The 22,568-nt window shown below is 49.1% G+C and carries 17 protein-coding genes and 8 tRNA genes; 8 read left to right on the top strand and 17 right to left on the bottom strand.

Annotated elements, in window-relative coordinates:
- Positions 1–147: 147 nt before the first annotated feature.
- Positions 148–1,320, top strand: coding sequence for a 3-demethoxyubiquinol 3-hydroxylase (gene ubiF / locus JK198_RS00625; protein WP_212708407.1), 1,173 nt, complete (start codon positions 148–150; stop codon positions 1,318–1,320).
- A gap of 122 nt (positions 1,321–1,442) precedes the next feature.
- Here the strand turns inward: ubiF and JK198_RS00630 are convergent.
- From JK198_RS00630 to nagB, 13 genes are all read right to left on the bottom strand, one after another.
- Positions 1,443–1,517: transfer RNA gene (locus tag JK198_RS00630), tRNA-Gln, on the bottom strand.
- Positions 1,518–1,525: 8 nt separating this feature from the next.
- Positions 1,526–1,602: transfer RNA gene (locus tag JK198_RS00635), tRNA-Met, on the bottom strand.
- A gap of 18 nt (positions 1,603–1,620) precedes the next feature.
- Positions 1,621–1,695: transfer RNA gene (locus JK198_RS00640), tRNA-Gln, on the bottom strand.
- Between the two features lie 21 nt (positions 1,696–1,716).
- A tRNA-Leu gene (locus tag JK198_RS00645) sits at positions 1,717–1,801 on the bottom strand.
- Between the two features lie 6 nt (positions 1,802–1,807).
- A tRNA-Met gene (locus tag JK198_RS00650) sits at positions 1,808–1,884 on the bottom strand.
- Positions 1,885–1,902: 18 nt separating this feature from the next.
- A tRNA-Gln gene (locus JK198_RS00655) sits at positions 1,903–1,977 on the bottom strand.
- Positions 1,978–1,998: 21 nt separating this feature from the next.
- Positions 1,999–2,083, bottom strand: a tRNA-Leu gene (locus JK198_RS00660).
- A 6-nt stretch (positions 2,084–2,089) separates the two neighbouring features.
- Positions 2,090–2,166 (bottom strand) — tRNA-Met (locus tag JK198_RS00665).
- A gap of 331 nt (positions 2,167–2,497) precedes the next feature.
- Positions 2,498–4,162 carry an asparagine synthase B gene (gene asnB, locus JK198_RS00670; protein ID WP_212708406.1) on the bottom strand — a complete coding sequence of 555 codons (1,665 nt, stop codon included), beginning with the start codon at positions 4,160–4,162 and terminating at the stop codon, positions 2,498–2,500.
- Between the two features lie 351 nt (positions 4,163–4,513).
- Complete coding sequence (locus JK198_RS00675) at positions 4,514–5,266, bottom strand: HAD-IIA family hydrolase (protein ID WP_212708405.1); 753 nt, start codon at positions 5,264–5,266, stop codon at positions 4,514–4,516.
- Between the two features lie 38 nt (positions 5,267–5,304).
- Positions 5,305–6,525 (bottom strand): ROK family protein, encoded by a 1,221-nt coding sequence (locus tag JK198_RS00680; protein WP_212708404.1) that lies wholly within the window; start codon positions 6,523–6,525, stop codon positions 5,305–5,307.
- Between the two features lie 7 nt (positions 6,526–6,532).
- Positions 6,533–7,681: an N-acetylglucosamine-6-phosphate deacetylase gene (gene nagA / locus JK198_RS00685; protein WP_212708403.1), complete on the bottom strand. Its 1,149-nt coding sequence runs from the start codon at positions 7,679–7,681 to the stop codon at positions 6,533–6,535.
- Between the two features lie 74 nt (positions 7,682–7,755).
- Positions 7,756–8,556 (bottom strand): glucosamine-6-phosphate deaminase, encoded by an 801-nt coding sequence (nagB, locus tag JK198_RS00690; RefSeq protein ID WP_212708402.1) that lies wholly within the window; start codon positions 8,554–8,556, stop codon positions 7,756–7,758.
- Positions 8,557–8,893: 337 nt separating this feature from the next.
- Between nagB and nagE the strand changes: the two genes are divergently transcribed.
- From nagE to JK198_RS00715, 5 genes are all read left to right on the top strand, one after another.
- Positions 8,894–10,930 (top strand): N-acetylglucosamine-specific PTS transporter subunit IIBC, encoded by a 2,037-nt coding sequence (nagE, locus tag JK198_RS00695; protein ID WP_212709930.1) that lies wholly within the window; start codon positions 8,894–8,896, stop codon positions 10,928–10,930.
- A 149-nt stretch (positions 10,931–11,079) separates the two neighbouring features.
- The gene (gene glnS / locus JK198_RS00700; RefSeq protein WP_212708439.1) at positions 11,080–12,747 is read left to right on the top strand and encodes a glutamine--tRNA ligase; all 1,668 of its coding nucleotides are present in this window, start codon (positions 11,080–11,082) and stop codon (positions 12,745–12,747) included.
- A 373-nt stretch (positions 12,748–13,120) separates the two neighbouring features.
- On the top strand, positions 13,121–14,467 hold the full coding sequence (locus JK198_RS00705) for an OprD family outer membrane porin (RefSeq protein ID WP_249212923.1): 1,347 nt from the start codon (positions 13,121–13,123) through the stop codon (positions 14,465–14,467).
- A 20-nt stretch (positions 14,468–14,487) separates the two neighbouring features.
- The gene (gene chiQ, locus JK198_RS00710) at positions 14,488–14,685 is read left to right on the top strand and encodes a ChiQ/YbfN family lipoprotein (RefSeq protein ID WP_212709894.1); all 198 of its coding nucleotides are present in this window, start codon (positions 14,488–14,490) and stop codon (positions 14,683–14,685) included.
- Between the two features lie 31 nt (positions 14,686–14,716).
- Positions 14,717–17,308, top strand: a complete 2,592-nt coding sequence (locus JK198_RS00715) for a family 20 glycosylhydrolase (protein ID WP_212709895.1) — start codon at positions 14,717–14,719, stop codon at positions 17,306–17,308.
- A 110-nt stretch (positions 17,309–17,418) separates the two neighbouring features.
- Here JK198_RS00715 and fur read toward each other — a convergent pair whose 3' ends face one another.
- From fur to ybfF, 4 genes are all read right to left on the bottom strand, one after another.
- Positions 17,419–17,865, bottom strand: a complete 447-nt coding sequence (gene fur, locus JK198_RS00720) for a ferric iron uptake transcriptional regulator (RefSeq protein ID WP_212708398.1) — start codon at positions 17,863–17,865, stop codon at positions 17,419–17,421.
- A 325-nt stretch (positions 17,866–18,190) separates the two neighbouring features.
- Positions 18,191–18,721 (bottom strand): flavodoxin FldA, encoded by a 531-nt coding sequence (gene fldA / locus JK198_RS00725; RefSeq protein ID WP_212708397.1) that lies wholly within the window; start codon positions 18,719–18,721, stop codon positions 18,191–18,193.
- Positions 18,722–18,854: 133 nt separating this feature from the next.
- Positions 18,855–19,130, bottom strand: coding sequence for a LexA regulated protein (ybfE, locus tag JK198_RS00730; protein WP_212708396.1), 276 nt, complete (start codon positions 19,128–19,130; stop codon positions 18,855–18,857).
- 145 nt (positions 19,131–19,275) lie between these two features.
- Complete coding sequence (ybfF, locus tag JK198_RS00735) at positions 19,276–20,058, bottom strand: esterase (RefSeq protein WP_212708395.1); 783 nt, start codon at positions 20,056–20,058, stop codon at positions 19,276–19,278.
- Between the two features lie 240 nt (positions 20,059–20,298).
- On the opposite strand from ybfF, the gene seqA reads away from it, so the two are divergent.
- A complete protein-coding gene (gene seqA / locus JK198_RS00740; protein ID WP_212708394.1) occupies positions 20,299–20,844 on the top strand; it encodes a replication initiation negative regulator SeqA in 546 nt (181 codons plus the stop codon).
- A 30-nt stretch (positions 20,845–20,874) separates the two neighbouring features.
- Positions 20,875–22,515 (top strand): phosphoglucomutase (alpha-D-glucose-1,6-bisphosphate-dependent), encoded by a 1,641-nt coding sequence (gene pgm / locus JK198_RS00745; protein WP_212708393.1) that lies wholly within the window; start codon positions 20,875–20,877, stop codon positions 22,513–22,515.
- Positions 22,516–22,568 lie beyond the last annotated feature (53 nt).

The raw sequence follows: 22,568 nt of genomic DNA on the forward strand, positions 1-22,568 counted from the left end.
GGATGTGCAGGCGGCATATTGTAATGCTTTGCTGCTGTTGTGACCAGTGCGGAGGCTTTTCTGATCGTGACTTGATTTTCCGGTACACTGTGGCGATTAACGTAGCCCGGATGATGGCGGGTAATCAGTCATGGGAAGGATAGTCACATGCAGGAAGATCAATTTGATGTAGTGATCACCGGCGGGGGTATGGTCGGTGCGGCTCTGGCCTGTGGTTTAGCACGGCATCAGTTCAGGGTGGCGGTGATAGACCACCAGTTACCGCGTCCCTTTGATCCCGCAAGCCTGCCGGATGTCCGTATTTCGGCAATAGGGGCGGCTTCGGTAGGGTTACTTAAAGAGCTTGAAGTCTGGGACGCCGTGCAGGCGATGCGCTGTACTCCGTACCGTCGTCTGGAAACCTGGGAATGGCAGAATGCCCACGCGGTGTTTGATGCGGCGTCACTCGGTTTGCCTGAGCTGGGTTATATGGTGGAGAACAGTGTCCTGCAATCAGCCTTGTGGCATAAAATGCAGTCGCAGGACATAACCCTGCTGTGTCCGGCCAGCGTGACATCCGCCAGCTACAACGGCCAATACTGGCAGCTGACTCTGCAGAGCGGTCAGCAGCTTACCACCCGGTTATGGGTGGGGGCCGACGGCGCTAACTCAAAGGTTCGCCAGCTGGCAGGCATCGGGGTTAATGGCTGGGATTATTCACAATCCTGTATGCTGATTTCGGCAGAATGTGAAAATCCGCCCGGTGACAGTACCTGGCAACAATTTACGCCGCAGGGACCACGGGCATTCCTGCCATTACATGACAATTATGCTTCACTGGTCTGGTATGACAGCCCGGCCCGCATCCGGCAATTATCCAGGCTGCCGCTCAGTCAGCTTAATCAGCAGGTCGCCAGCCATTTTCCTGACCGCCTCGGTAAAGTCACAGTACTGGGCTGCGGTGCATTCCCTCTGACTCGTCGACATGCCACCGGTTATGTGCGTCCCGGGCTGGCACTGGTCGGTGATGCAGCTCATACGATTAATCCGCTGGCAGGGCAGGGGGTTAATCTCGGGTATCGTGATGTTGACGGATTAATTGATGTTCTGGCGGAAGCACGAAAAGCGGGGTGTGACTGGTGGCAGTCAGAGGTGCTGAACCGTTATCAGCGTAAACGCTACAAAGATAATTTACTGATGCAAAGCGGAATGGATCTTTTCTATCTGGCATTCAGTAACCGGAGCCATCCGTTAATGCTGGCGAGAAACCTTGCCCTGATGGCTGCCCAGCGTGGTGGCTGGCTGAAAAAGAAAGCCCTCAGCTATGCGCTGGGGTTATAGCCCCGGATCAATTCAGAGAGTGTTCTGTCGAGAGATAAAGCGGTCTGCGGACCGTTTTTTATGGGCTGACAGTAAGTAAAAAACACAAAAGAAAAAAGCTCACCGGAGTGAGCTTTCAAAATTGGCTGGGGTGCAGGGATTCGAACCCCGGAATGCTGGTATCAGAAACCAGTGCCTTACCGCTTGGCGACACCCCAATTTTATTTGGTGGCTACGACGGGATTCGAACCTGTGACCCCATCATTATGAGTGATGTGCTCTAACCAACTGAGCTACGTAGCCGTTTACTGCTTTTCAATGTGGCTGGGATACCTGGATTCGAACCAGGGAATGCCGGTATCAAAAACCGGTGCCTTACCGCTTGGCGATATCCCAACTGCTAAACTCTGAAGATAATGGTGCGGGAGGCGAGACTTGAACTCGCACACCTTGCGGCGCCAGAACCTAAATCTGGTGCGTCTACCAATTTCGCCACTCCCGCAAAACATGGTGGCTACGACGGGATTCGAACCTGTGACCCCATCATTATGAGTGATGTGCTCTAACCAACTGAGCTACGTAGCCGTTTACTGCTTTTCAATGTGGCTGGGATACCTGGATTCGAACCAGGGAATGCCGGTATCAAAAACCGGTGCCTTACCGCTTGGCGATATCCCACCTGCTAAACTCTGAAGATAATGGTGCGGGAGGCGAGACTTGAACTCGCACACCTTGCGGCGCCAGAACCTAAATCTGGTGCGTCTACCAATTTCGCCACTCCCGCAAAACATGGTGGCTACGACGGGATTCGAACCTGTGACCCCATCATTATGAGTGATGTGCTCTAACCAACTGAGCTACGTAGCCATACGTATGTTTTTGCGTTACCTTCATCGGCGTTGCGGGGCGCATTATGCGGAGTTGACCCATGATCGTCAACAAGTTTTTTGCCGTTTTTTACCTGAAAGGGTTTGTTTGAATGGTGAATAACCATAATGGTGAATTGTTGGTCGTTTTGTGCTGTTGCTTTACCCGATCCTGCGGATCAGACCGAACTGCGGGGGATATAAGGAGAAACTGACCGTGCCATCATGGCTAAGCTGCGCTCCGGTCCGCTGACGGGACTGCAGTAAATCACCGGACGGTGCCCATAAAAAAGGCCGCGAAAACGCGGCCCGATAAACAGGGGAATAATAAATCAGTAGGCTGACTGGTGGACGCCTACGGCACGTCCTGACGGGTCATCCATGGTTTTGAAAGCGTCGTCCCATTCAATGGCTTTCGCCGAGGAGCAGGCGACCGAAGGACCGCCAGGCACACATTCTGCGGCCGTCGCAACAGGGAACAACTCTTCAAATATCTCACGGTACAAAAAGGCTTCTTTCGACGCGGGTGTATTGTACGGGAAACGGAAGTGCGCCATCTCAAGTTGCTGATCAGTGATCTGGCTGGCCGCGACTGCTTTCAGTGTATCGATCCAGCTATAGCCGACACCATCAGAAAACTGCTCTTTCTGACGCCATGCCACGCTTTCCGGCAGATAGGAAGAGAAGCATTCACGCAGAATGTGTTTTTCCATTTTTCCGTTACTGCCACACATTTTATCTGCCGGGTTAATACGCATGGCCACATCGAGGAATTTTTTATCCAGAAAAGGCACACGGGCTTCTACTCCCCATGCGGACATGGCTTTGTTCGCTCTGGCGCAATCGTACATATGCAGTGCTGCCAGTTTACGGACGTTTTCCTCGTGGAATTCTCGGGCATCAGGCGCTTTGTGGAAATACAGATAACCACCAAACACTTCGTCCGCACCTTCACCTGACAGCACCATTTTAATGCCCATCGCTTTGATCTTACGCGACATCAGGTACATCGGGGTGGATGCCCTGATGGTGGTAACATCGTAAGTTTCGATGTGATAAATCACATCACGGATAGCATCCAGCCCTTCCTGCTCGGTGAAGTGAATTTCATGGTGTACAGTCCCCAGCGAATCAGCCACTTCTTTGGCTGCTTTCAGGTCCGGTGCGCCTTTCAGGCCAACGGCGAAAGAGTGCAGCTGAGGCCACCAGGCATCACTTTTATCCTGATCTTCAATACGTCTGGCCGCAAAACGCTTGGTAACAGCCGAAATAATCGACGAATCCAGGCCGCCTGATAATAAGACTCCGTAAGGTACATCTGACATCAGATGGCTTTTCACTGACTCTTCCAGCGCTTCTTTCAGTGCAGCCGCATCAGTCTTGTTATTAGCAACATTGTCATATTCCATCCAGTCACGCTGGTAGTACTGACGAATTTCTCCGTCGGTGCTGGACATATAGCTTCCCGGCGGGAATTCGCTGATAGTACGACACACCGGTACCAGTGCTTTCATCTCAGAGGCAGCAAACAGGTTACCGTGCTCATCATAACCAATATACAGCGGGATAATCCCGATATGATCGCGGCCGATCAGCCAGCTGTTTTTTTCTTTATCGTAAAGAATGAAGGCAAACATCCCCTGTAAATCGTCGAGGAAATCGATACCTTTTTCCTGATACAGGGCCAGAATAACTTCACAGTCTGAGTCTGTCTGGAACTGATAGCGGTCACTCAGTTCTGCACGCAGTGCGCGATGGTTATAGATTTCGCCGTTGACCGCCAGAACGTGGGTACCGGCTGCGTTGTACAGTGGTTGTGCTCCGTTATTGACGTCAACAATTGATAAGCGTTCATGGGCCAGAATCGCATTATCATCAGCATAAATACCTGACCAGTCCGGGCCACGGTGACGCATCAGACGCGAAAGTTCCAGCGCTTTTTTACGCAATTCAACGGGATCCGTTTTCAGATCCAGAACCCCAAAAATCGAACACATAAGCTACTCCTGAGTGCATAGACGGTAATATTGTCAGAATAAATAATAGTGATTAACAGCTGCCTGTCCGGGCGCGATATATAAGAAAATGCGCTATTACACCGGAGGTTGGCAAGTCATTTAATTCTGAAATTGGAAATAGTGGTTTGCAGGGCTGTAATATTAAAAAATATTCAGTTTTTGTGGGTGTTTTTTGAATTTAATTTAAAGAAACTGCCTTTCCGTCTGTTTTTTATACTCTGCTCGCCCGACAAGGAATGAGCGGGTTCGGGTATATTAATCGTGCCGGAAGCGGATACCCTGAAGATATCTTTAACCGGCACCGGGTGTGTTATCAGAAAATACTCTGGTTCAGAACAGGTCTATATCAGCGACTGATGGATAAATCCAGTCCGGCCTGAAGGGTAACTGACTGACATCTTCCGCCTGTGATACACCCGATAACACCAGAACCGTTTTTAAACCGGCCTGGAATCCGGCCAGAATATCGGTTCGCAGATTATCGCCGATAATCACCGTGTCTTCGGAATGGGCATGCATTTTGTTAAGAGCTGCCCGCATAATATAGGGGCTGGGTTTACCGACCACGAACGGACTACGCCCTGAAATTCGCTCAATACCGGCACATAACGCACCGCACGCCGGGACAAAACCACGCCCGTGAGAGTCAGGGTTGGTCGCAATAAAGCGTGCACCGTTGACGATAAAGAATGCCGCTTTATGCATCATTTCCCAGTTAAAAGACCGGGTCTCTCCGACAATCACAAAGTCGGGGTTGATATCAGTAATCGTAAATCCGGCTTTGTACAATTCATGAATAAGTGCGCCTTCGCCAATGACATAGGCTTTTTTCCCTTCCTGGCGGCGTAAAAAATCTGCGGTGGCCATGGCCGAGGTATAGAAAGCAGATTCGGGCAGGGTAATACCAGCAGAAGAGAAACGGTTAGCAAGATCCTGCTCTGTCTGTGACGGATAATTGGTCAGTACCACCAGCGGAATTTCTTTTTCCAGTAAACCGTGCAGAAATTCTTTAGCACCCTCAACGGCCGTATTATCATGCATTAAAACGCCGTCAATATCGCAAATCACATTCTTAATCGTCATTCATTACCATCCGCAAGTAGAGTTGCAAAATTACGTTATTATTCTTCCAGTAAATGCTGCAGCAGGATGCCGTTCAGCATCGCACGTTTGGCCAGCGCGAAAGCACCAATAGCAGAGCGGTTATCCAGTTGTGAACGTACCACCGGCAGGTTCTGACGAAAATCATTCAGTGCCTGATTATCAATACAGCTGCGGATCACCGGGAAGAGTATCTCTTCTGCGGCGGTGATCTCTCCTGCCAGTACAACTTTTTGTGGGTTAAACAGATTAATGGCCATCGCCAGCGCTTTACCCAGATGGATGCCCACGTCGGTGATCAGCGCCCGGGCCATGGTATCACCCTCACAGGCGGCCCGGCAGATATCGGCGATGCCGGTGGCTGACGGGTGCAGCGTACCGGGATAGCCTTCTGCTATTAGTTTCTGTGCTTTTTCTGTAATTGCATTGTTCGAGGCAATCGTTTCCAGACAGCCAAAGTTACCGCAGTAACAACGCTCACCTAAAGGATCAACCTGTATATGGCCAATTTCCCCGACGTTTCCATTACTGCCGAGAAAAATATTACCGTTCACAATAATTCCGGCACCGGTTCCACGGTGAATACGCACCAGTAAGGAATCTGCGCAATCACGGGTAGCGCCAAAATAGTGTTCGGCCAGGGCCAGGCTGCGAATATCGTGGCCGACGAAGCTGGCAATATTAAAACGGGCGGTCAGATTTTTCACCAGTGGCCAGTGAGTTTTACCAATATGTGGCATAAAGCGCACTACACCGCGTTCCGGATCGACCAGGCCCGGCAAAATAACGGCGATGGCAATGATTTCTTTCAGTACCCTGTGCTGTTGCTGCATAAAGCTATCGATAGCTGAAAATAATGCAGCTTCGACGGCATCCTGTTCGCTGTATGGAACAGGGTAGTGTTGTTCGGCCAGTAATTCGCCACCTAAGTCAAACAGTGCCAGGGTAGCATCCTGGCGGCCCAGACGTACTGCAATGGTATGGAAACCGTGGTTTTCGGTCACAATAGAAATTGCCCGTCGTCCGCCGGTGGATGCCTGCTGCTCGACTTCTTTAATCAGTCCGCGCTCAATCAGCTGGCGGGTAATTTTGGTAACGCTGGCGGGGGCAAGCTGGCTGATTTCTGCAATCTGTATCCGGGATATAGGTCCCTCCTGATCAATCAGGCGATATACTGCTGCGCTGTTTAATTGCTTAACAAGATCAATATTACCAATTTGCGTCTGTCTGCCAGTGCCCATTAAATACTTACCTGCTGAAAACCACGTCACCATTAACGATAGTTTTTAATATTGTAAAGTCACGAGAAAAAACAGTCAGGTTGGCTACTTTGCCTTGCTGAATCGACCCCAGCTGTTCCTCTGCGCCCATAGCCCTGGCCGGATAGAGAGTTGCCATGCGCAGGGTTTCCTCCAGAGAGAATCCTGCATGTTCAACACAATTACGCACGGCTTCAATCATGGTCAGTGAAGAACCACTTAGCGTACCCTGCTCATCCACACACAAGCCGTTGCGATAGTATATTGTTTTACCGGCAAAAATGAACTGTTCAATATCGGCCCCGGCCGGGGCAGTGGCATCGGTGACCAGCATCAGCTTGTCACCTTTGATGGCTTTGGCATTACGAATATTGGCATAATGAACATGCAGGCCATCCGCGATAACACCACAGTAGACCTGCGGGGAGTCAAAGATCGCCCCTGTTAATCCCGGTTCACGGCCGGCGGCTGCGGTCATCGCATTATACAGGTGAGTCGCGCTGGTAATGCCGGCATCGAAGCCCTCGATGGCCCTGGCATAAGTGGCATTAGAATGGCCCGCTGAAACGATAATACCTGCTTTACGTAAGGCGCGGATGTCTTCTGCGCTCACATTTTCCGGTGCCAGAGTGATCTGACTAACGGCATCAGCATTATCACAAAGAAATTTTAATAATTCTGCAGTTACGGGGCGGATTAAGTCCGGGTTGTGGGTCCCTTTTTTAATTTTATTCAACCAGGGGCCTTCAATATGCAGCCCCAGCGCCTGGTGTTTATGTTGCGTCAGCCATTGCTGCATGGTCTTAACAGCTTTAATGATCATCTCGTCGGTACTGGTTATCAGAGTCGGCAGAAAACTGGTGCAGCCGGATTTTTCGTTGGCCCGTTGCATGATCGCCAGTGTGTCGATACTCAGAGCGGATAACTCATCGTTAAACTGTACACCGCCACAGCCATTCAATTGCAGGTCAATAAAGCCGGGAGAGATGATTGCCCCTGACACGTCATGGCGGGGGGTATTTTCCGGTAACTGACGGGCAGGGCAGAGTTGTGCAATCCGTCCGTCTTTGATCAGAACCGCATGATCATCAAGTACCTGATATCCCGTATAAATCCGGCCATTCACTAAAGCGTACATTTGAGGTTCTCCGTCAGATAATAAAGCGGCCCGTCACACCGGGCGGGGATCCGTTATCTGCATTACTTGCTGAGTTAAATATCTTTTATATTATCAGCTTCCATTTCACGGAAGTACTTTACGGTTTTTACTTTCAGTTCACCGGTGGCAGGTTCGTCACAGACGATAATGGATTTAGCGTGTAATTGCAGGCAACTGATGGTCCAGAGGTGATTAACATTGCCTTCCACTGCAGCCTGCAGTGCCAGTGACTTTACCTGTCCGTTCACCAGAATCATGATTTCTTCAGCATCCAGCAGTGTTCCGACACCAACGGTCAGCGCATGTTTTGGCACCTGACTGACATCACCGCCAAAAAAACGTGAATTAGCAAGACGGGTTTCCTGAGTAAGGGTTTTAATACGTGTCCGGGATGCCAGTGAGGATGCCGGTTCATTAAAAGCGATATGGCCGTCATTACCCACACCGCCCATAAACAGGTGAACTTTACCGTACTGGCGGATTTTATTTTCATAGCGCTGACATTCGGCATCAACATCACTGGCATTACCGTCCAGCAGATTAATGTTGTCGGCCGGAATATCAATATGGTCAAAGAAATTCCGGTGCATAAACGTATGATAGCTTTCCGGATGCTGTCTGGGTAAACCGACATATTCGTCCATATTAAAGGTCACAACGTGCTTAAAGCTGACCTCACCATTTTGGTGCATCCGGATCAAATGCTGGTAGGTTTGCCGGGGCGTGCTTCCGGTGGGTAAGCCGAGAATAAAAGGACGGTCGGCATTCGGAGCGAAGGCATTAATGCGTTGGGTGATATGCCTGGCTGCCCAGCATGCAACTTCGGCTGAGGTTTCCAGCGGGATGAGTCTCATACATTACCTCAATTCAGTAAACAAATCAGTTAACGGTGAGAGAGTGCCGGTTGTTGCGGATTAAGGGCCGACACAATAACACTCTGGCAGGGATGCTGTATCGATAATTAAAATCATAAAATAAGTAGTGAGTTATTACCAGTGGCATCTATCTTGCAATGTAATTTTTGTTGATTTTAATCACGATAAAACGGGAATTAATTTGCGAAGCGAATTAAAAACTACATACACTCAATCGCAGAGAGTTTTGGTGCTGGCACTGTCTGAATGACTTACGATGTAAGGTTCGGCAGGCATAGGCGTTGAACAGCCTGTTTCAGAGGGGAGATTAGTGAATATAATCGGTTATTTACAGAAAGTCGGGCGTGCACTGATGGTGCCGGTTGCAACCTTGCCCGCTGCCGCCATTCTGATGGGGGTAGGTTACTGGCTGGATCCGGATGCCTGGGGGGCAGGAAATGCGTTAGCTGCCCTGCTGATTAAATCCGGGTCGGCAATTATTGATAATATGTCAGTGTTATTTGCTATCGGGGTAGCCTATGGTTTATCGAAAGACAAAGATGGCTCTGCCGCATTAACCGGGTTTGTCGGCTTCCTGGTGGTGACGACGCTGTGTTCACCGGCCGCCGTCTCAATGATACAAAAGATCCCTGTTGACCAGGTTCCTGCGGCTTTCGGAAAAATTAATAATCAGTTTGTCGGTATACTGGTCGGGATCCTTTCAGCAGAAGTCTATAACCGTTTCAGCCATGTGGAATTACCCAAAGCGCTGTCTTTTTTCAGTGGCCGACGGCTGGTGCCGATCCTGGTATCGTTTCTGATGATTGTGGTGGCCTTTTTACTGATGTATATCTGGCCGGTGATCTTTGGTGTGCTGGTCTCTTTTGGCGAACATATCCAGAAACTGGGGGCGGCAGGCGCAGGGATCTATGCCTTTTTTAACCGTTTACTGATTCCGGTCGGTTTGCACCATGCGCTGAATTCTGTGTTCTGGTTTGATGTGGCCGGTATTAACGATATCCCTAAATTTCTCGGCGGCGCTGAATCTATTGCCAACGGAACCGGCATTGTCGGTATTACCGGGCGTTATCAGGCGGGTTTCTTTCCGGTGATGATGTTTGGTTTACCCGGTGCTGCGCTGGCTATCTGGCAGTGTGCTCGCCCGGAAAACCGTGCCAAAGTCGGCAGTATTATGCTGGCCGCGGCTTTCGCTGCATTTTTCACCGGTATTACCGAACCTCTTGAATTTTCATTTATGTTTGTTGCCCCGGTGCTGTATCTGATACATGCCGTGCTGACCGGTATTTCGGTCTTTATTGCTGCATCTATGCACTGGATTGCCGGATTCGGTTTCAGTGCCGGACTGGTGGACCTGGTCTTGTCGACCCGTAATCCGCTGGCGACACACTGGTATATGTTGATCCCTCAGGGACTGGTGTTCTTTGTTATCTACTACGTTGTTTTCCGGTTCACTATTCTGAAATTTAATCTGAAAACACCGGGCCGTGAACTGGCGGTCAGTGGTGATGAATCAGATGGTTATGATGAAGATATTGAGCCTGCTGACAGTAAAGAATCAGCCACGGAGACTCTGGCAAGGCGTTATATTGGTGCTGTCGGAGGTTCAGATAACCTGACGGCTATTGATGCCTGCATTACACGCCTGCGTCTTAATGTGGCCGACGCTGAGCGGGTGAATGATTCGCTGGCCAAAAAACTGGGTGCGGCCGGGGTGATCCGTCTGAATAAACAAAGTGTCCAGATTGTGGTCGGAACCCAGGCCGAAAGCATCGCCAGGGCAATGAAAACGGTACTGGAAAAAGGGCTGGTACCGGCGGCAGGTACTCCGGAGCCTGCAGCCCGCAAAGCAGCAGAAAACACACCGCAACAGGCCACCCGTAACAGCACTCAGCCAGTTGTTGCGACTCTGGTGGCACCGGTCAGCGGTAAAGTTGTGGCGATTGAAGACGTTCCCGATGAGGCATTTGCTTCTAAGGCGGTCGGCGATGGTCTGGCAATCCTGCCATCAGGCAGTACGGTGGTCTCTCCGCTCAGTGGCACAGTCGTCAAAATATTTGCCACGCACCATGCCTTCTGTCTGGAGTCAGAGTGCGGTGCGGAAGTTGTGGTACATATGGGGCTGGATACGGTGGCACTGGAAGGAAACGGCTTCCGTTGTCTGATCACGGAAGGTGACAGCGTGGTTGCCGGGCAGCCGATACTGGAAATGGATCTCGATTACCTGAATAGCCATGCGCGGTCGATGATAAGCCCTGTGGTTATCAGTAATATTGATGATTACAGCGGGCTGACCCTGCTGGCCGGTGAGACAGTAGTAGCAGGAGAAACGGAGATTTATCAGATAAAAGGCTGATTTTTCCCGGACGATCATCAGGCAGGAAGTCATTCCTGCCTTTTTTATCTTTGTTTATCAACTAACGGTTGTTTCCCGGTGTCGCTTTGTGGATCATATCCGGTAACTTTATGGGTAATCACCCTGATCTACGTACTGAGGAAATTGAGATGAGTGAGGCTGAAGCCCGCCCAACTAACTTTATTCGCCAGATTATTGATGAAGATCTGGCGAGCGGTAAGCACAACACGGTGCATACCCGTTTTCCACCCGAACCTAACGGCTACCTGCACATTGGGCATGCGAAATCTATCTGCCTGAACTTTGGTATTGCACAGGACTATCAGGGGCAATGTAATTTACGCTTTGATGACACCAACCCGGTCAAAGAAGACGTGGAGTTTGTCGAGTCGATTAAACGTGATGTGCAATGGCTGGGATATCAGTGGGATGGTCAGATCCACTATTCTTCAGACTATTTTGAACAGTTGTATCAGTACGCGATGGAACTGATTCAGAAAGGCCTGGCTTACGTGGATGAGCTTTCTCCGGAACAAATCCGTGAATACCGTGGTTCACTGACATCAGCGGGTAAAAACAGTCCTTACCGTGACCGTAGCCCGGCAGAAAACCAGGCATTATTTGAGAAAATGCGCAACGGTGAGTTTGCTGAGGGGACGGCCTGCCTGCGCGCTAAAATCGATATGGCATCCAGTTTTATGGTCATGCGTGACCCGGTGCTGTACCGGATTAAATTTGCTGAGCATCACCAGACCGGTAATGCATGGTGCATTTATCCGATGTATGACTTTACTCACTGTATTTCCGATGCGCTGGAAGGGATTACCCATTCACTCTGTACTCTGGAGTTCCAGGATAACCGCCGGTTGTATGACTGGGTACTGGACAATATTTCGATTGAAAGTCACCCGCGTCAGTACGAATTTTCCCGCCTGAATCTCGAATATGCGGTGATGTCGAAACGTAAACTGACACAGCTGGTGGCCGAAAATATTGTGGAAGGCTGGGACGACCCGCGCATGCTGACTGTTTCAGGCCTGCGTCGTCGGGGTTACACCGCGGCTTCTGTACGTGAGTTTTGCCGTCGTATCGGGGTAACCAAACAGGACAATATTGTTGAAATGGCCTCGCTGGAGTCCTGTATTCGTGATGATTTAAATGAAAATGCACCGCGGGCGATGGCGGTCCTTGACCCGGTTCGTGTCGTGTTGGAAAACCTGGCGGAAGGTCACACGGAAGTGTTATCGATGCCTAATCATCCGAACCGCCCGGAGATGGGAAGCCGTGAAGTGGTGTTTAGCCGTGAGGTCTGGATTGACCGTGCTGATTTCCGTGAAGAAGCCAACAAACATTATAAACGTCTGGTGACAGGTAAAGAGGTTCGTCTGCGCAATGCCTATGTGATAAAAGCTGAGCGGGTGGAAAAAGACGAGGCGGGTAATATCACGACTATTTATTGCCAGTGCGATACGGAGACGCTGAGCAAAGATCCTGCCGACGGACGTAAAGTTAAAGGTGTGATCCACTGGGTATCGGTAACCGCCGGTGTGCCTGCTGAATTCCGTTTGTATGATCGCCTGTTCAGTGTCGCTAATCCCGGAGCAGAAGACGATTTCCTGTCAACGATTAACCCTGAATCGCTGGAAATTCGCCATGGCTATGCGGAACAGAGCCTGCAAAATGCAGTCGCTTCTTTCTCGTATCAGTTTGAGCGGGAAGGTTATTTCTGTGCTGATACTGTGTATTCCTGTCCTGAAAAGCTGGTTTTTAACCGCACCGTCGGACTTCGGGATACCTGGGCTAAAGCCGGTTCCTGAATCGGCTGACTGAAATAACGGGAAAAACGCCACGTTTGTGGCGTTTTTTTTTGGATTGAAATAACCTATTATTATTTTAACGCTCTTACCATTATTGCTTATTTCCGATAATTATATCTTCCTGATTTTTATTATTTTTAACATTTATTCTTTTTGTGAACTTTATCATGCATTTGATATTTCACGCGGAAATAGCTTGATAATTCGCGTCACGAAAAATATTCTGAAGCCGATGAATAACGTTGTGCAGGGAAGATATGCTGTTATCACTGTAATTATTTAATCATTTTACTGTTGAATATTACTATCGGGAAGGATCCGCGATATGTCTGAGTATACCCGTAACTATAAAGTATTAACTCTGTCGTTACTGATGACAGGCAGTTATTTCGTTTTATCACCGGAGGTGAATGGGGCAGGTTTTATTGATGACAGTCAGCTGAATGGTAATGTTTATTATTGGCAGCGGGAGAGAGACCGTAAGGATATTGCTTCTGGAAAATATAAAACAAATCTTGCGCATGGTACATGGAACGGTAATCTGGACTTCTCTTCGGGTTATGCGGCGGATATCATCGGTATTGATGTTGCAGCCTTCACTGCGATAGAAATGACAGAGTCCGGTGACAGCAGCCATCCGAACGAAATTGCTTTTTCATCGAGTAATAAAGCCTATTCTGAAGACTGGAGCGGTGATAAAAGCGGGATTAGTTTATATAAAGCCGCATTAAAAATGAAATACGGTCCCTTTAAATTACGTGCCGGATATATTCAGCCAGAAGGCCAGACATTACTGGCACCACACTGGAGTCTGTTACCGGGTACCTATCAGGGCGCAGAGGCTGAAGCTGCTTTCGATTATGCAGACTACGGAGCTCTCAAATTTTCTTATATGTGGACCAACCGCTATAAGTCACCGTGGCATATCGAAATGGACCGTTTTTACAAAAATGATCGCCGTTCCAGAGTCGCATACCTGCACTCACTGGGGGCTAAGTATGATTTCAAAAATGGTTTGTTACTGGAAGCCGCTTATGGTGAAGCCAGAAATTATATCAGTCAGTATTTTTTGAAAACCAGCTATAGCGTTGACCTTGCCGGTTCGCCGTTACACAGCAGTTATCAGTTTTATGGTTCCCGGAATAAATCTCAGCAACAAGGGGCGAACCAGGTGTATGACGGAATGGCGTGGCTACAGGCTGTAACCTTTGGTTATCGTGTCGGTCAGGTCGATTTACGTCTGGAAGCCACCAGTGTAAAAGCCGCAGGCAGGCAGGGATATTTTCTGCAACGCATGACCCAGACCTATTCCTCGTCTAATGGCCGGCTGGATGTGTGGTGGGATAACCGTTCTGACTTTAACGCCAACGGTGAAAAAGCAGTATTCCTTAGTGCGATGTATGACCTCAGCCGCTGGCAACTTCCGGGCTGGGCGGTAGGCGCATCGGTTGCTTATGGCTGGAATGCGAAGCCGTCCTCTGTCAATGAGGCTGCAGATAGCTGGTATTTCTCCGGGAATAAAATAAAGGAATCCTCCTGGAGTCTGGATGGGATTTATACCGTACAGCAGGGGCGTGCTAAAGGAACATTATTTAAATTGCACTTTACACAATACAGCAATCACTCTGATATACCCAGTTATTCCGGGGGTTACGGAAATATGTTTCAGGATGAGCGTGATGTGAAATTTATCATGATGGTACCTTTTAATATTATTTGATTTCCGTAAAAGGACGGATTATGAAGTATTTACTGTACTTTTTTATCGTATCTGGCCTGGCCGGGTGTCAGGCATCAATAAAAAAACCACTTAATAATAATATGGAAACTGTCAGTCCGCGTGATTATCAGGCCTGTATTAATACCCTGAAAAGCGGTGATGATGAAGACTCTGTTATTCGTTGCCAGCGTATTACTAATGAAATAAGAAAAAATTAATTAAATTAACATAATGAATTAAGGACGACTCATGAAATATACCCGAAAACATGTGTTAGCCGGTATAGTCAGTGCTTTGCTGTTATGCAGTACGGCTACCGCCAGTCAGATGACTATCGATAAAATAAGTCAGTTTGGTGTGAAGTTTTCAGTACAGGATAATCTGGCCGCGACCAATGGTATTGACTGTGCCGCCCTGGGCGGCGACTGGGGATCCTGTTACCGTGCCTCTATCACACTGACTAATCCCGGAGAAGCGCTGAATGACAAAGACTGGGCCATTTATTTCTCCAGTATTCGACAGATTCTGTCCGTCGGGAATGATCAGTTTAAAATCACGCATCTGGTGGGGGATTTACACAAGATAGAACCCACGGATAAATTTCGTGGCTTTCCGGCCAGGCAGTCAGTGGTTTTGCCATTGATCAATGAATACTGGCAGGTTTCTGTCAGTGATGTATTGCCGCGCTGGTATGTCACTTCTGGCGGAGCAACCCCGAAGGTGATCCGTGTCACGGATACTGAAGATCTGCAGCAGATCACCGACATCCCGTCGGGCCAGTGGCGTCGCAGCCCGACCGATGCCAATATCCTGATGACTGCAGAAAATCGTTACCTGAAAAATAAGTCTGTCCGGTTAATCAGCCGCCAGCAACTGCGTGGTCAGATTATCCCCACCCCGCAACAAGTGGATATACGGCAGGGAAATGTCAGCCTGAAACAAGGGGTTGTACTTAGTCTCGGGGCATTACCGACAGACAGTGCGCAGGTGATTCACCGGGCATTTGAAGCGGCGGGGGTCCGGACCGGTGAAGGGTATCCGGTGAGCACCCGCATTGTCCCCGCTGATTTTACCGGTGAGGCAATAAAACAAGGGGCATACCGGCTGGATGTTTCGGCAGATAAAACCGTGATTACCGGTTACGATCCGCAAGGCGTATTTTATGGCCTTCAGTCATTATTGCAATTAATCCCGCCGCAGGGTGACCCGCTGATACCGGAAATTCGCATACAGGATGCGCCGCGCTTTGCTTATCGTGGAATATTTATTGATGTCGCCAGGAACTTTCATTCTAAAGCCGCGATCCTGCGGACTCTGGCTCAAATGTCTGCCTATAAACTCAATACTCTGCATCTGCATCTGAGTGACGATGAAGGCTGGCGACTGGAAATCCCCGGTTTACCTGAGCTGACGCAGGTCGGGGCCAGCCGTTGCCATGACCTCAGTGAAACCCGCTGTTTGCTACCGCAACTCGGCTCCGGCCCGGATACCGGTACCAATGGCAGCGGATTCTTCAGCCGTGAAGATTACCTGGAAATACTGAGATATGCGAAAGCCAGACAAATAACGGTGATCCCTGAAATCGATATGCCAGCCCATGCCCGGGCGGCAGTGATTTCGATGGAAGCCCGTTATAAAAAACTGATGGCGGAAGGTAAAACCAGAGAGGCGAATGAATATCGTCTTCAGGATGCCGGGGATAACTCGCAGGTGACCACAGTACAGTTTTATGATCGTACCAGTTTTGTTAATCCCTGCCTGCCTTCTTCGCGGCGTTTTACTGATAAAGTCATGTCGGAAATTATCAGTATGCATAAAGACGCCGGGCAACCGTTACAGCGCTGGCATTTCGGGGGGGATGAAGCCAAAAATATCTATCTCGGGGCCGGATATACGGATAAGACTAATCCTGAACCGGGTAAAGGTCAGCGGGATATGCGGTTGCAGGATCATCCGTGGCAGAAATCAGCAAGTTGCAATAAATTACTGCAATCCGGTGCCGTTGCGGATCTCACCCATTTACCTGGCTGGTTTGCATTGCAGGTCAGCCAGCTGGCCAAATCTCACGGGCTGAAGGGTATTCAGGCCTGGCAGGACGGACTGAAAGAAATCAGTGATAACCGTCAGTTTAGTACCAGAGATAATCTGGTGAATTTCTGGGATACCCTCTATTGGGGGGGCGTCAGTTCAGTCAATGACTGGGCGAATAAAGGTTATCGGGTGATTGTATCTAATCCTGATTATCTTTATCTGGATATGCCCTATGAAGTGAATCCTCAGGAACCCGGCTATTACTGGGCAACCCGTTTCACTGATGAGCGGAAGATCTTCAGTTTCGCGCCGGATAACCTGCCACAAAATGCAGAAACATCTACGGACCGTGATGGTAACAGCTTTGCGGCCAATTCTGCCGGTCACTGGCCGGGGGCTTATGGTATGTCAGCACAGGTCTGGAGTGAAATAGTGCGTACCGATCAGCAGATGGAGTACCGGTTATATCCACGGTTATTTTCCGTGGCAGAGCGGGCCTGGCATAAAGCTGACTGGGAATTACCGTATAAACAGGACCAGTATTTTGAAAAAGGGAAAACACAGCATGTCGATCAGCAACGGCTAGATAATGACTGGCAGCGCTTTGCTAATCTTTTGGGGCAGTCAGCCCTGATACGGCTGGATACGGCCGGTATAAATTACCGTATACCTGTGCCCGGCGCGGTGATCATCAACGGCACTCTGCAGGCTAACACTGCTTTACCCGGGGTCGCTATTGAATATTCCGTCGATGGTGGTCAGCAATGGCTACCGTATAACAGTCTGAAAGCTCCTGCGGTGGCCGGATAACAGAGGGAAGGGCAGATAAAAAAACCCGCAATTTGCGGGTTTTTTATCTGTAAGACTATGACGGTAAACATCCGTCATCAGATAACAGTTACAACCTGAACAGGGCCGGGTTATTTATCGTTATGTAATGAATCATCTTCGCGGCAGTCACCTTCTGTACAGTGACCATACAGATAAAGACTATGGTTAGTTAGCTTAATACCAAACCGGGTTGCGATTTCACGCTGGCGTTGTTCAATTGACTCATCACTGAACTCAATCACTCTGCCGCAATCCAGGCAGATCAGGTGGTCATGATGTTGCTGCTGAGTCAATTCAAAAACTGACTTACCGCCTTCGAAGTTGTGACGGGTAACGATGCCCGCATCATCAAACTGGTTAAGCACACGGTAAACGGTGGCCAGACCAATTTCTTCACCCATATCGATCAGGCGTTTATACAAGTCTTCCGCACTGACATGGTGGCATTCTGGTTCCTGAAGCACTTCCAGAATTTTCAGTCTTGGAAGGGTAACTTTCAGGCCAGCCTTCTTCAATGCGGAGTTGTTGTCAGTCATGCAGTTTATGTCCTGTTACTTTTGAAAAATGACTTTGGCAAGAAGCCCTGAAGTTTGTTAGATAATGACCTTATAATTGTTAGTCCATTATAGGACTGATACACCAAAATTGAAACTACAGACCTGAAAACAACGCACCAATAACACTTCAATAAAGTGTTTTACTGTGCTCAGGTCCGGTGCATCAACTCTGTCAGGGTCTGACCCTGACATCTCTTATAAGCCGGGCGCTGCCGAAAAGAAGAGTGCGGGTTCTTCTGGTCATGTTAGTCGTTCCCGCAAGTGTCTGAAGTAAACAGTATCACAACTGATACTAAAACCCCTATTAAGCCTCGAGGATTTCTTTCAGCTGCAGTTCGTCCGAAATCTGGTTTACCCACTGGCTGACACGCTCAGCAGTCAGCTCTGGCTGACGATCTTCGTCAATCGCCAGTCCGAGGAAGTGGTTGTCATCGGCAAGGCCTTTGGATGCTTCAAAATGGTAACCGGCAGTCGGCCAGTGGCCGACAATCACCGCGCCTTTTGGCTCGATAATGTCACGCAGGGTACCCAGTGCATCACAGAAATATTCGGCGTAGTCTTCCTGATCACCGCAACCAAATAGCGCAACCAGCTTACCGTTAAAATCAATTTCTTCGAGGGTCGGGAAGAAGTCATCCCAGTCGCATTGTGCTTCGCCATAGTACCAGGTCGGGATGCCCAGCAGCAGAATATCGAAAGCTTCCAAATCTTCTTTGGTACTCTTAGCGATATCGTGCACTTCAGCAACGTCTTTACCCAATTGTTTCTGGATCATTTTCGCGATGTTTTCTGTGTTGCCGGTATCGCTGCCAAAAAAGATGCCTACGATTGCCATGTGGGGATAACCTCTTGAATCTTCGAATCAGATAATTGTAATGTCACTACAGATGCGCAGATGATAACAGACCTGCGATGTGTGCGGAACTTGTAAACCGGTCAGATTTGTCCCTGAGTGCGTTTCCCTGAACTCAGTCCTGCTTTAGCTGTGCCAGAATAATTTGTTCAATAAGTTCACTGCGGCTCAGGTTACGTTCCGCAGCCAGCGCGTTCAGAGCATCGACGACTTCAGTGTTCATTTTGAGTTCAACCCGTTGTAAACCTCGGACTTTATCTCGTTTCAGTTGATTGCGCTTATTTATCCGCAATTGCTCATCCCGGGAAAGCAGACTGGTTTTGGGACGACCGGGCCGGCGTTCGTTGGCGAACAAATCGAGCGTGGTACGATCCGTATTTTCTTTTGCCATGATTTTTGAAACTGAACACCTGCTATGTATCAGATACACGCAGCTTATGATGAATGAATACCGTTATCATGTTAAAAGCACACGATAAAAATTTAGCGCGCAATCATACTCCAGTGCGATGAAGGACGCCAATGTTTAAACCATCTCAGCCCTGAGTTTTCTGCGGGCCGTATAAAAAACGCTGAACTGCGTTGAGCACTGCCACAGGTTTTTCCGCATGGACCCAGTGACCGGCACCGGCAATGATATGTGCTTTCGCACAGGGAAATTGTGCCAGTAACGGGGTACGGTACAGCGGGTCAAGGTAAGGTGATGCACCTCCGCCGATAAATAATGCCGGATGAGGCCAGCAAGGGCAGGTTTCCCAGCCAGCAATGGTGGTGTAGTTTTCCCATAAAGCCGGCACATTAAACAACCATTCTCCCTGATGAAAAGATTTAAGCAGAAAATTAATCACCATCTCATCCCTGAGTATGGGTCTCATCAGTTCCGCCGCCGCATCTCTTCGGGTGACCGCTGCCTGACTGACCGCCCGCAGTGCTGCGAAAATATCGTCATGGCGACGAATCTGATAATCGACCGGGGCAATATCAATCATCACCAGTCGTTTGATCCGTGCCGGTGCCAGTGCGGACATGGCCATGGCAATTTTTCCGCCCATCGAATGGCCGATAACATTCACCGTTCCGAGTTGCAGATGGTCGAGAGTATCGAGCATATCCCGGGCCATGGCGGCATAGGACATCTCTGCTGCCCGCGGAGAATGTCCGTGGTTTCGCACATCGACCTGAACCACCGGCGCGCGGGATTTCAGATGACGGGCCAATACCCCCAGGTTATCCAGGCTGCCAAACAACCCATGGATCAATAAGATCGGGGATAATTCTTCATCAAATTGTTCAGTTTGCAGACGGCTGTTTAAAATCATGGCAAAGTTCTTACGGTTGAAAGCCTGGCTTAGGGTATCATGGTTTAATCTTTCATGAATTCAGCAGAAAATGTTTAGGGTATTATCTGACTTTTAGCGGAATTGCTATTCAGCGCTTCCGGCTTCGCTGAGTTTAATTTTATAATCACCTGGTAAAATATCGGGCGCAGAATACCGGATATTTAGCGGCACAACTGCGCAGGAAGACATTTTACCCCAGTCATAACAGTACGGAATAAGATGAAAACGATTGAAATAGACGATGATCTTTATCGTTATATTGCCAGCCATACACACCATATTGGTGAAAGTGCCTCTGATATATTACGCAGAATGCTGAATGTATCCGGGCTGGCGGAATCCGCGGCTCAGGAAATACCGTCTGAGAAACGTGATACGCCGCTACTGGCAGAAACCCGAGCTGGCTCTCGCCCGCAGGATCGGGTCCGTACCGTACGTGAATTGCTGTTATCTGACGAATATGCGGAACAAAAACGTGCTGTTAACCGGTTTATGATGGTGTTATCCACCCTCTACCGGCTGGACCCGCGGGAATTTCAGGTAGCTACCACCACCATGCAGGGCCGCACCCGGGTGTATTTTGCCGGTGATGAACAAACATTGTTACAGAATGGTACGCATACCAAACCAAAACATATTCCCGGAACCCCGTATTGGGTGATTACTAATACGAATACCGGCCGCAAATGCAGCATGATTGAACATATTATGCAGTCGATGAAGTTCCCTCAGGAGCTTGCTGACAAAGTTTGCGGTACTATTTAATCCGAACTTAAGCGTTAGGGAGAAATGCCGATGGCCAATCACCCACGGGCAGGGCAACCTGCTCAGCAGAGTGATCTGATTAATGTTGCACAACTGACATCACAATATTATGTACTGAAACCGGATGTTTCTGACAGTGAACATGCCGTTAAATTCGGCACCTCCGGCCACCGTGGTAGTGCAGCACGTAACAGCTTCAATGAAACACATATCCTTGCTATCGCCCAGGCTATTGCCGAGGAACGCAAAAAAAATGGAATTACCGGGCCATGTTATGTAGGTAAAGATACTCATGCACTTTCAGAGCCAGCAATTCTTTCAGTACTGGAAGTGCTGACGGCGAATGGCGTTGAAGTGATTGTCCAGCAGGATAATGGCTATACACCGACACCGGCTATCTCTAACGCAATCCTCGAACATAATAAACGTGGCGCTTCGCTGGCTGACGGTATTGTCATAACGCCTTCTCATAATCCGCCTGAAGACGGGGGGATAAAATATAATCCGCCCAATGGCGGACCTGCGGATACCAATGTCACGAAAGTGGTTGAAGCACGTGCTAACCAGCTGATAAAAGATGAATTACGGGATATAAAACGTTACACCCCGGCACAGGCTGCCGCCAGCGGTCTGATTCATGAGCAGGATCTGGTACAGCCGTATATTGAAGGGCTGGCAGAGATTATTGATTTTGATGCCATCAGAAACGCTAATCTGACCATCGGTGTTGATCCGCTGGGCGGTTCAGGCATTGCCTACTGGCCACGTATTGCAGAACATTATCAGCTGAATATTACGCTGGTAAATGATGCTATCGATCAGACCTTCCGTTTTATGCATCTCGATAAAGATGGCGCAATCCGTATGGATTGTTCATCCGAATGTGCAATGGCGGGCTTACTGGCGCTGCGTGATAAGTTTGATTTAGCTTTTGCCAACGATCCGGACTATGACCGGCATGGTATCGTGACGCCAGCCGGATTAATGAATCCTAACCACTATCTGGCGGTCGCAATTAATTATCTGTTCCGTCACCGTAAACAATGGTCACCGGAAGTTGCTGTGGGTAAAACCCTGGTGTCCAGTGCCATGATTGACCGGGTAGTGCAGGATCTCGGTCGTAAACTGGTCGAAGTCCCGGTGGGTTTCAAATGGTTCGTGGATGGTCTGTTTGATGGCAGCCTTGGGTTCGGTGGAGAAGAGAGCGCCGGTGCTTCATTCCTGCGTTTTGATGGCACGCCATGGTCCACGGATAAAGACGGTATTATTATGTGCCTGCTGGCGGCAGAAATTACCGCTGTGACAGGACTTAATCCGCAACAGCACTATGATAACCTGGCGGAGAAATTTGGGTCGCCGAGTTATAACCGTCTGCAGGCTGCGGCCAGTACATCACAGAAGGCGGCGTTATCTAAGCTGTCTCCTGAAATGGTCAGCGCAGAGACACTGGCGGGCGATCCGATCATTGCCCGTCTGACTGACGCTCCGGGTAATGGTGCCTCTATCGGTGGTCTGAAAGTGATGACCGCGAACGGCTGGTTTGCTGCACGTCCGTCAGGGACCGAAGATGCTTACAAAATCTATTGTGAGAGTTTCCTCGGCGCAGAACATCGCGAGAAAATTGAAAAAGAAGCCGTACAGATTGTCAGCGAAGTGCTGAAAAATGCCTGACGGCTATCCATAGTAACAAAGGCGCTGATATCAGCGCCTTTTTTTATCCTGGC

The organism is Tatumella sp. JGM91 (assembly GCF_018257575.1).
In the GTDB taxonomy this organism is placed as follows: Bacteria; Pseudomonadota; Gammaproteobacteria; order Enterobacterales; family Enterobacteriaceae; genus Tatumella; species Tatumella punctata.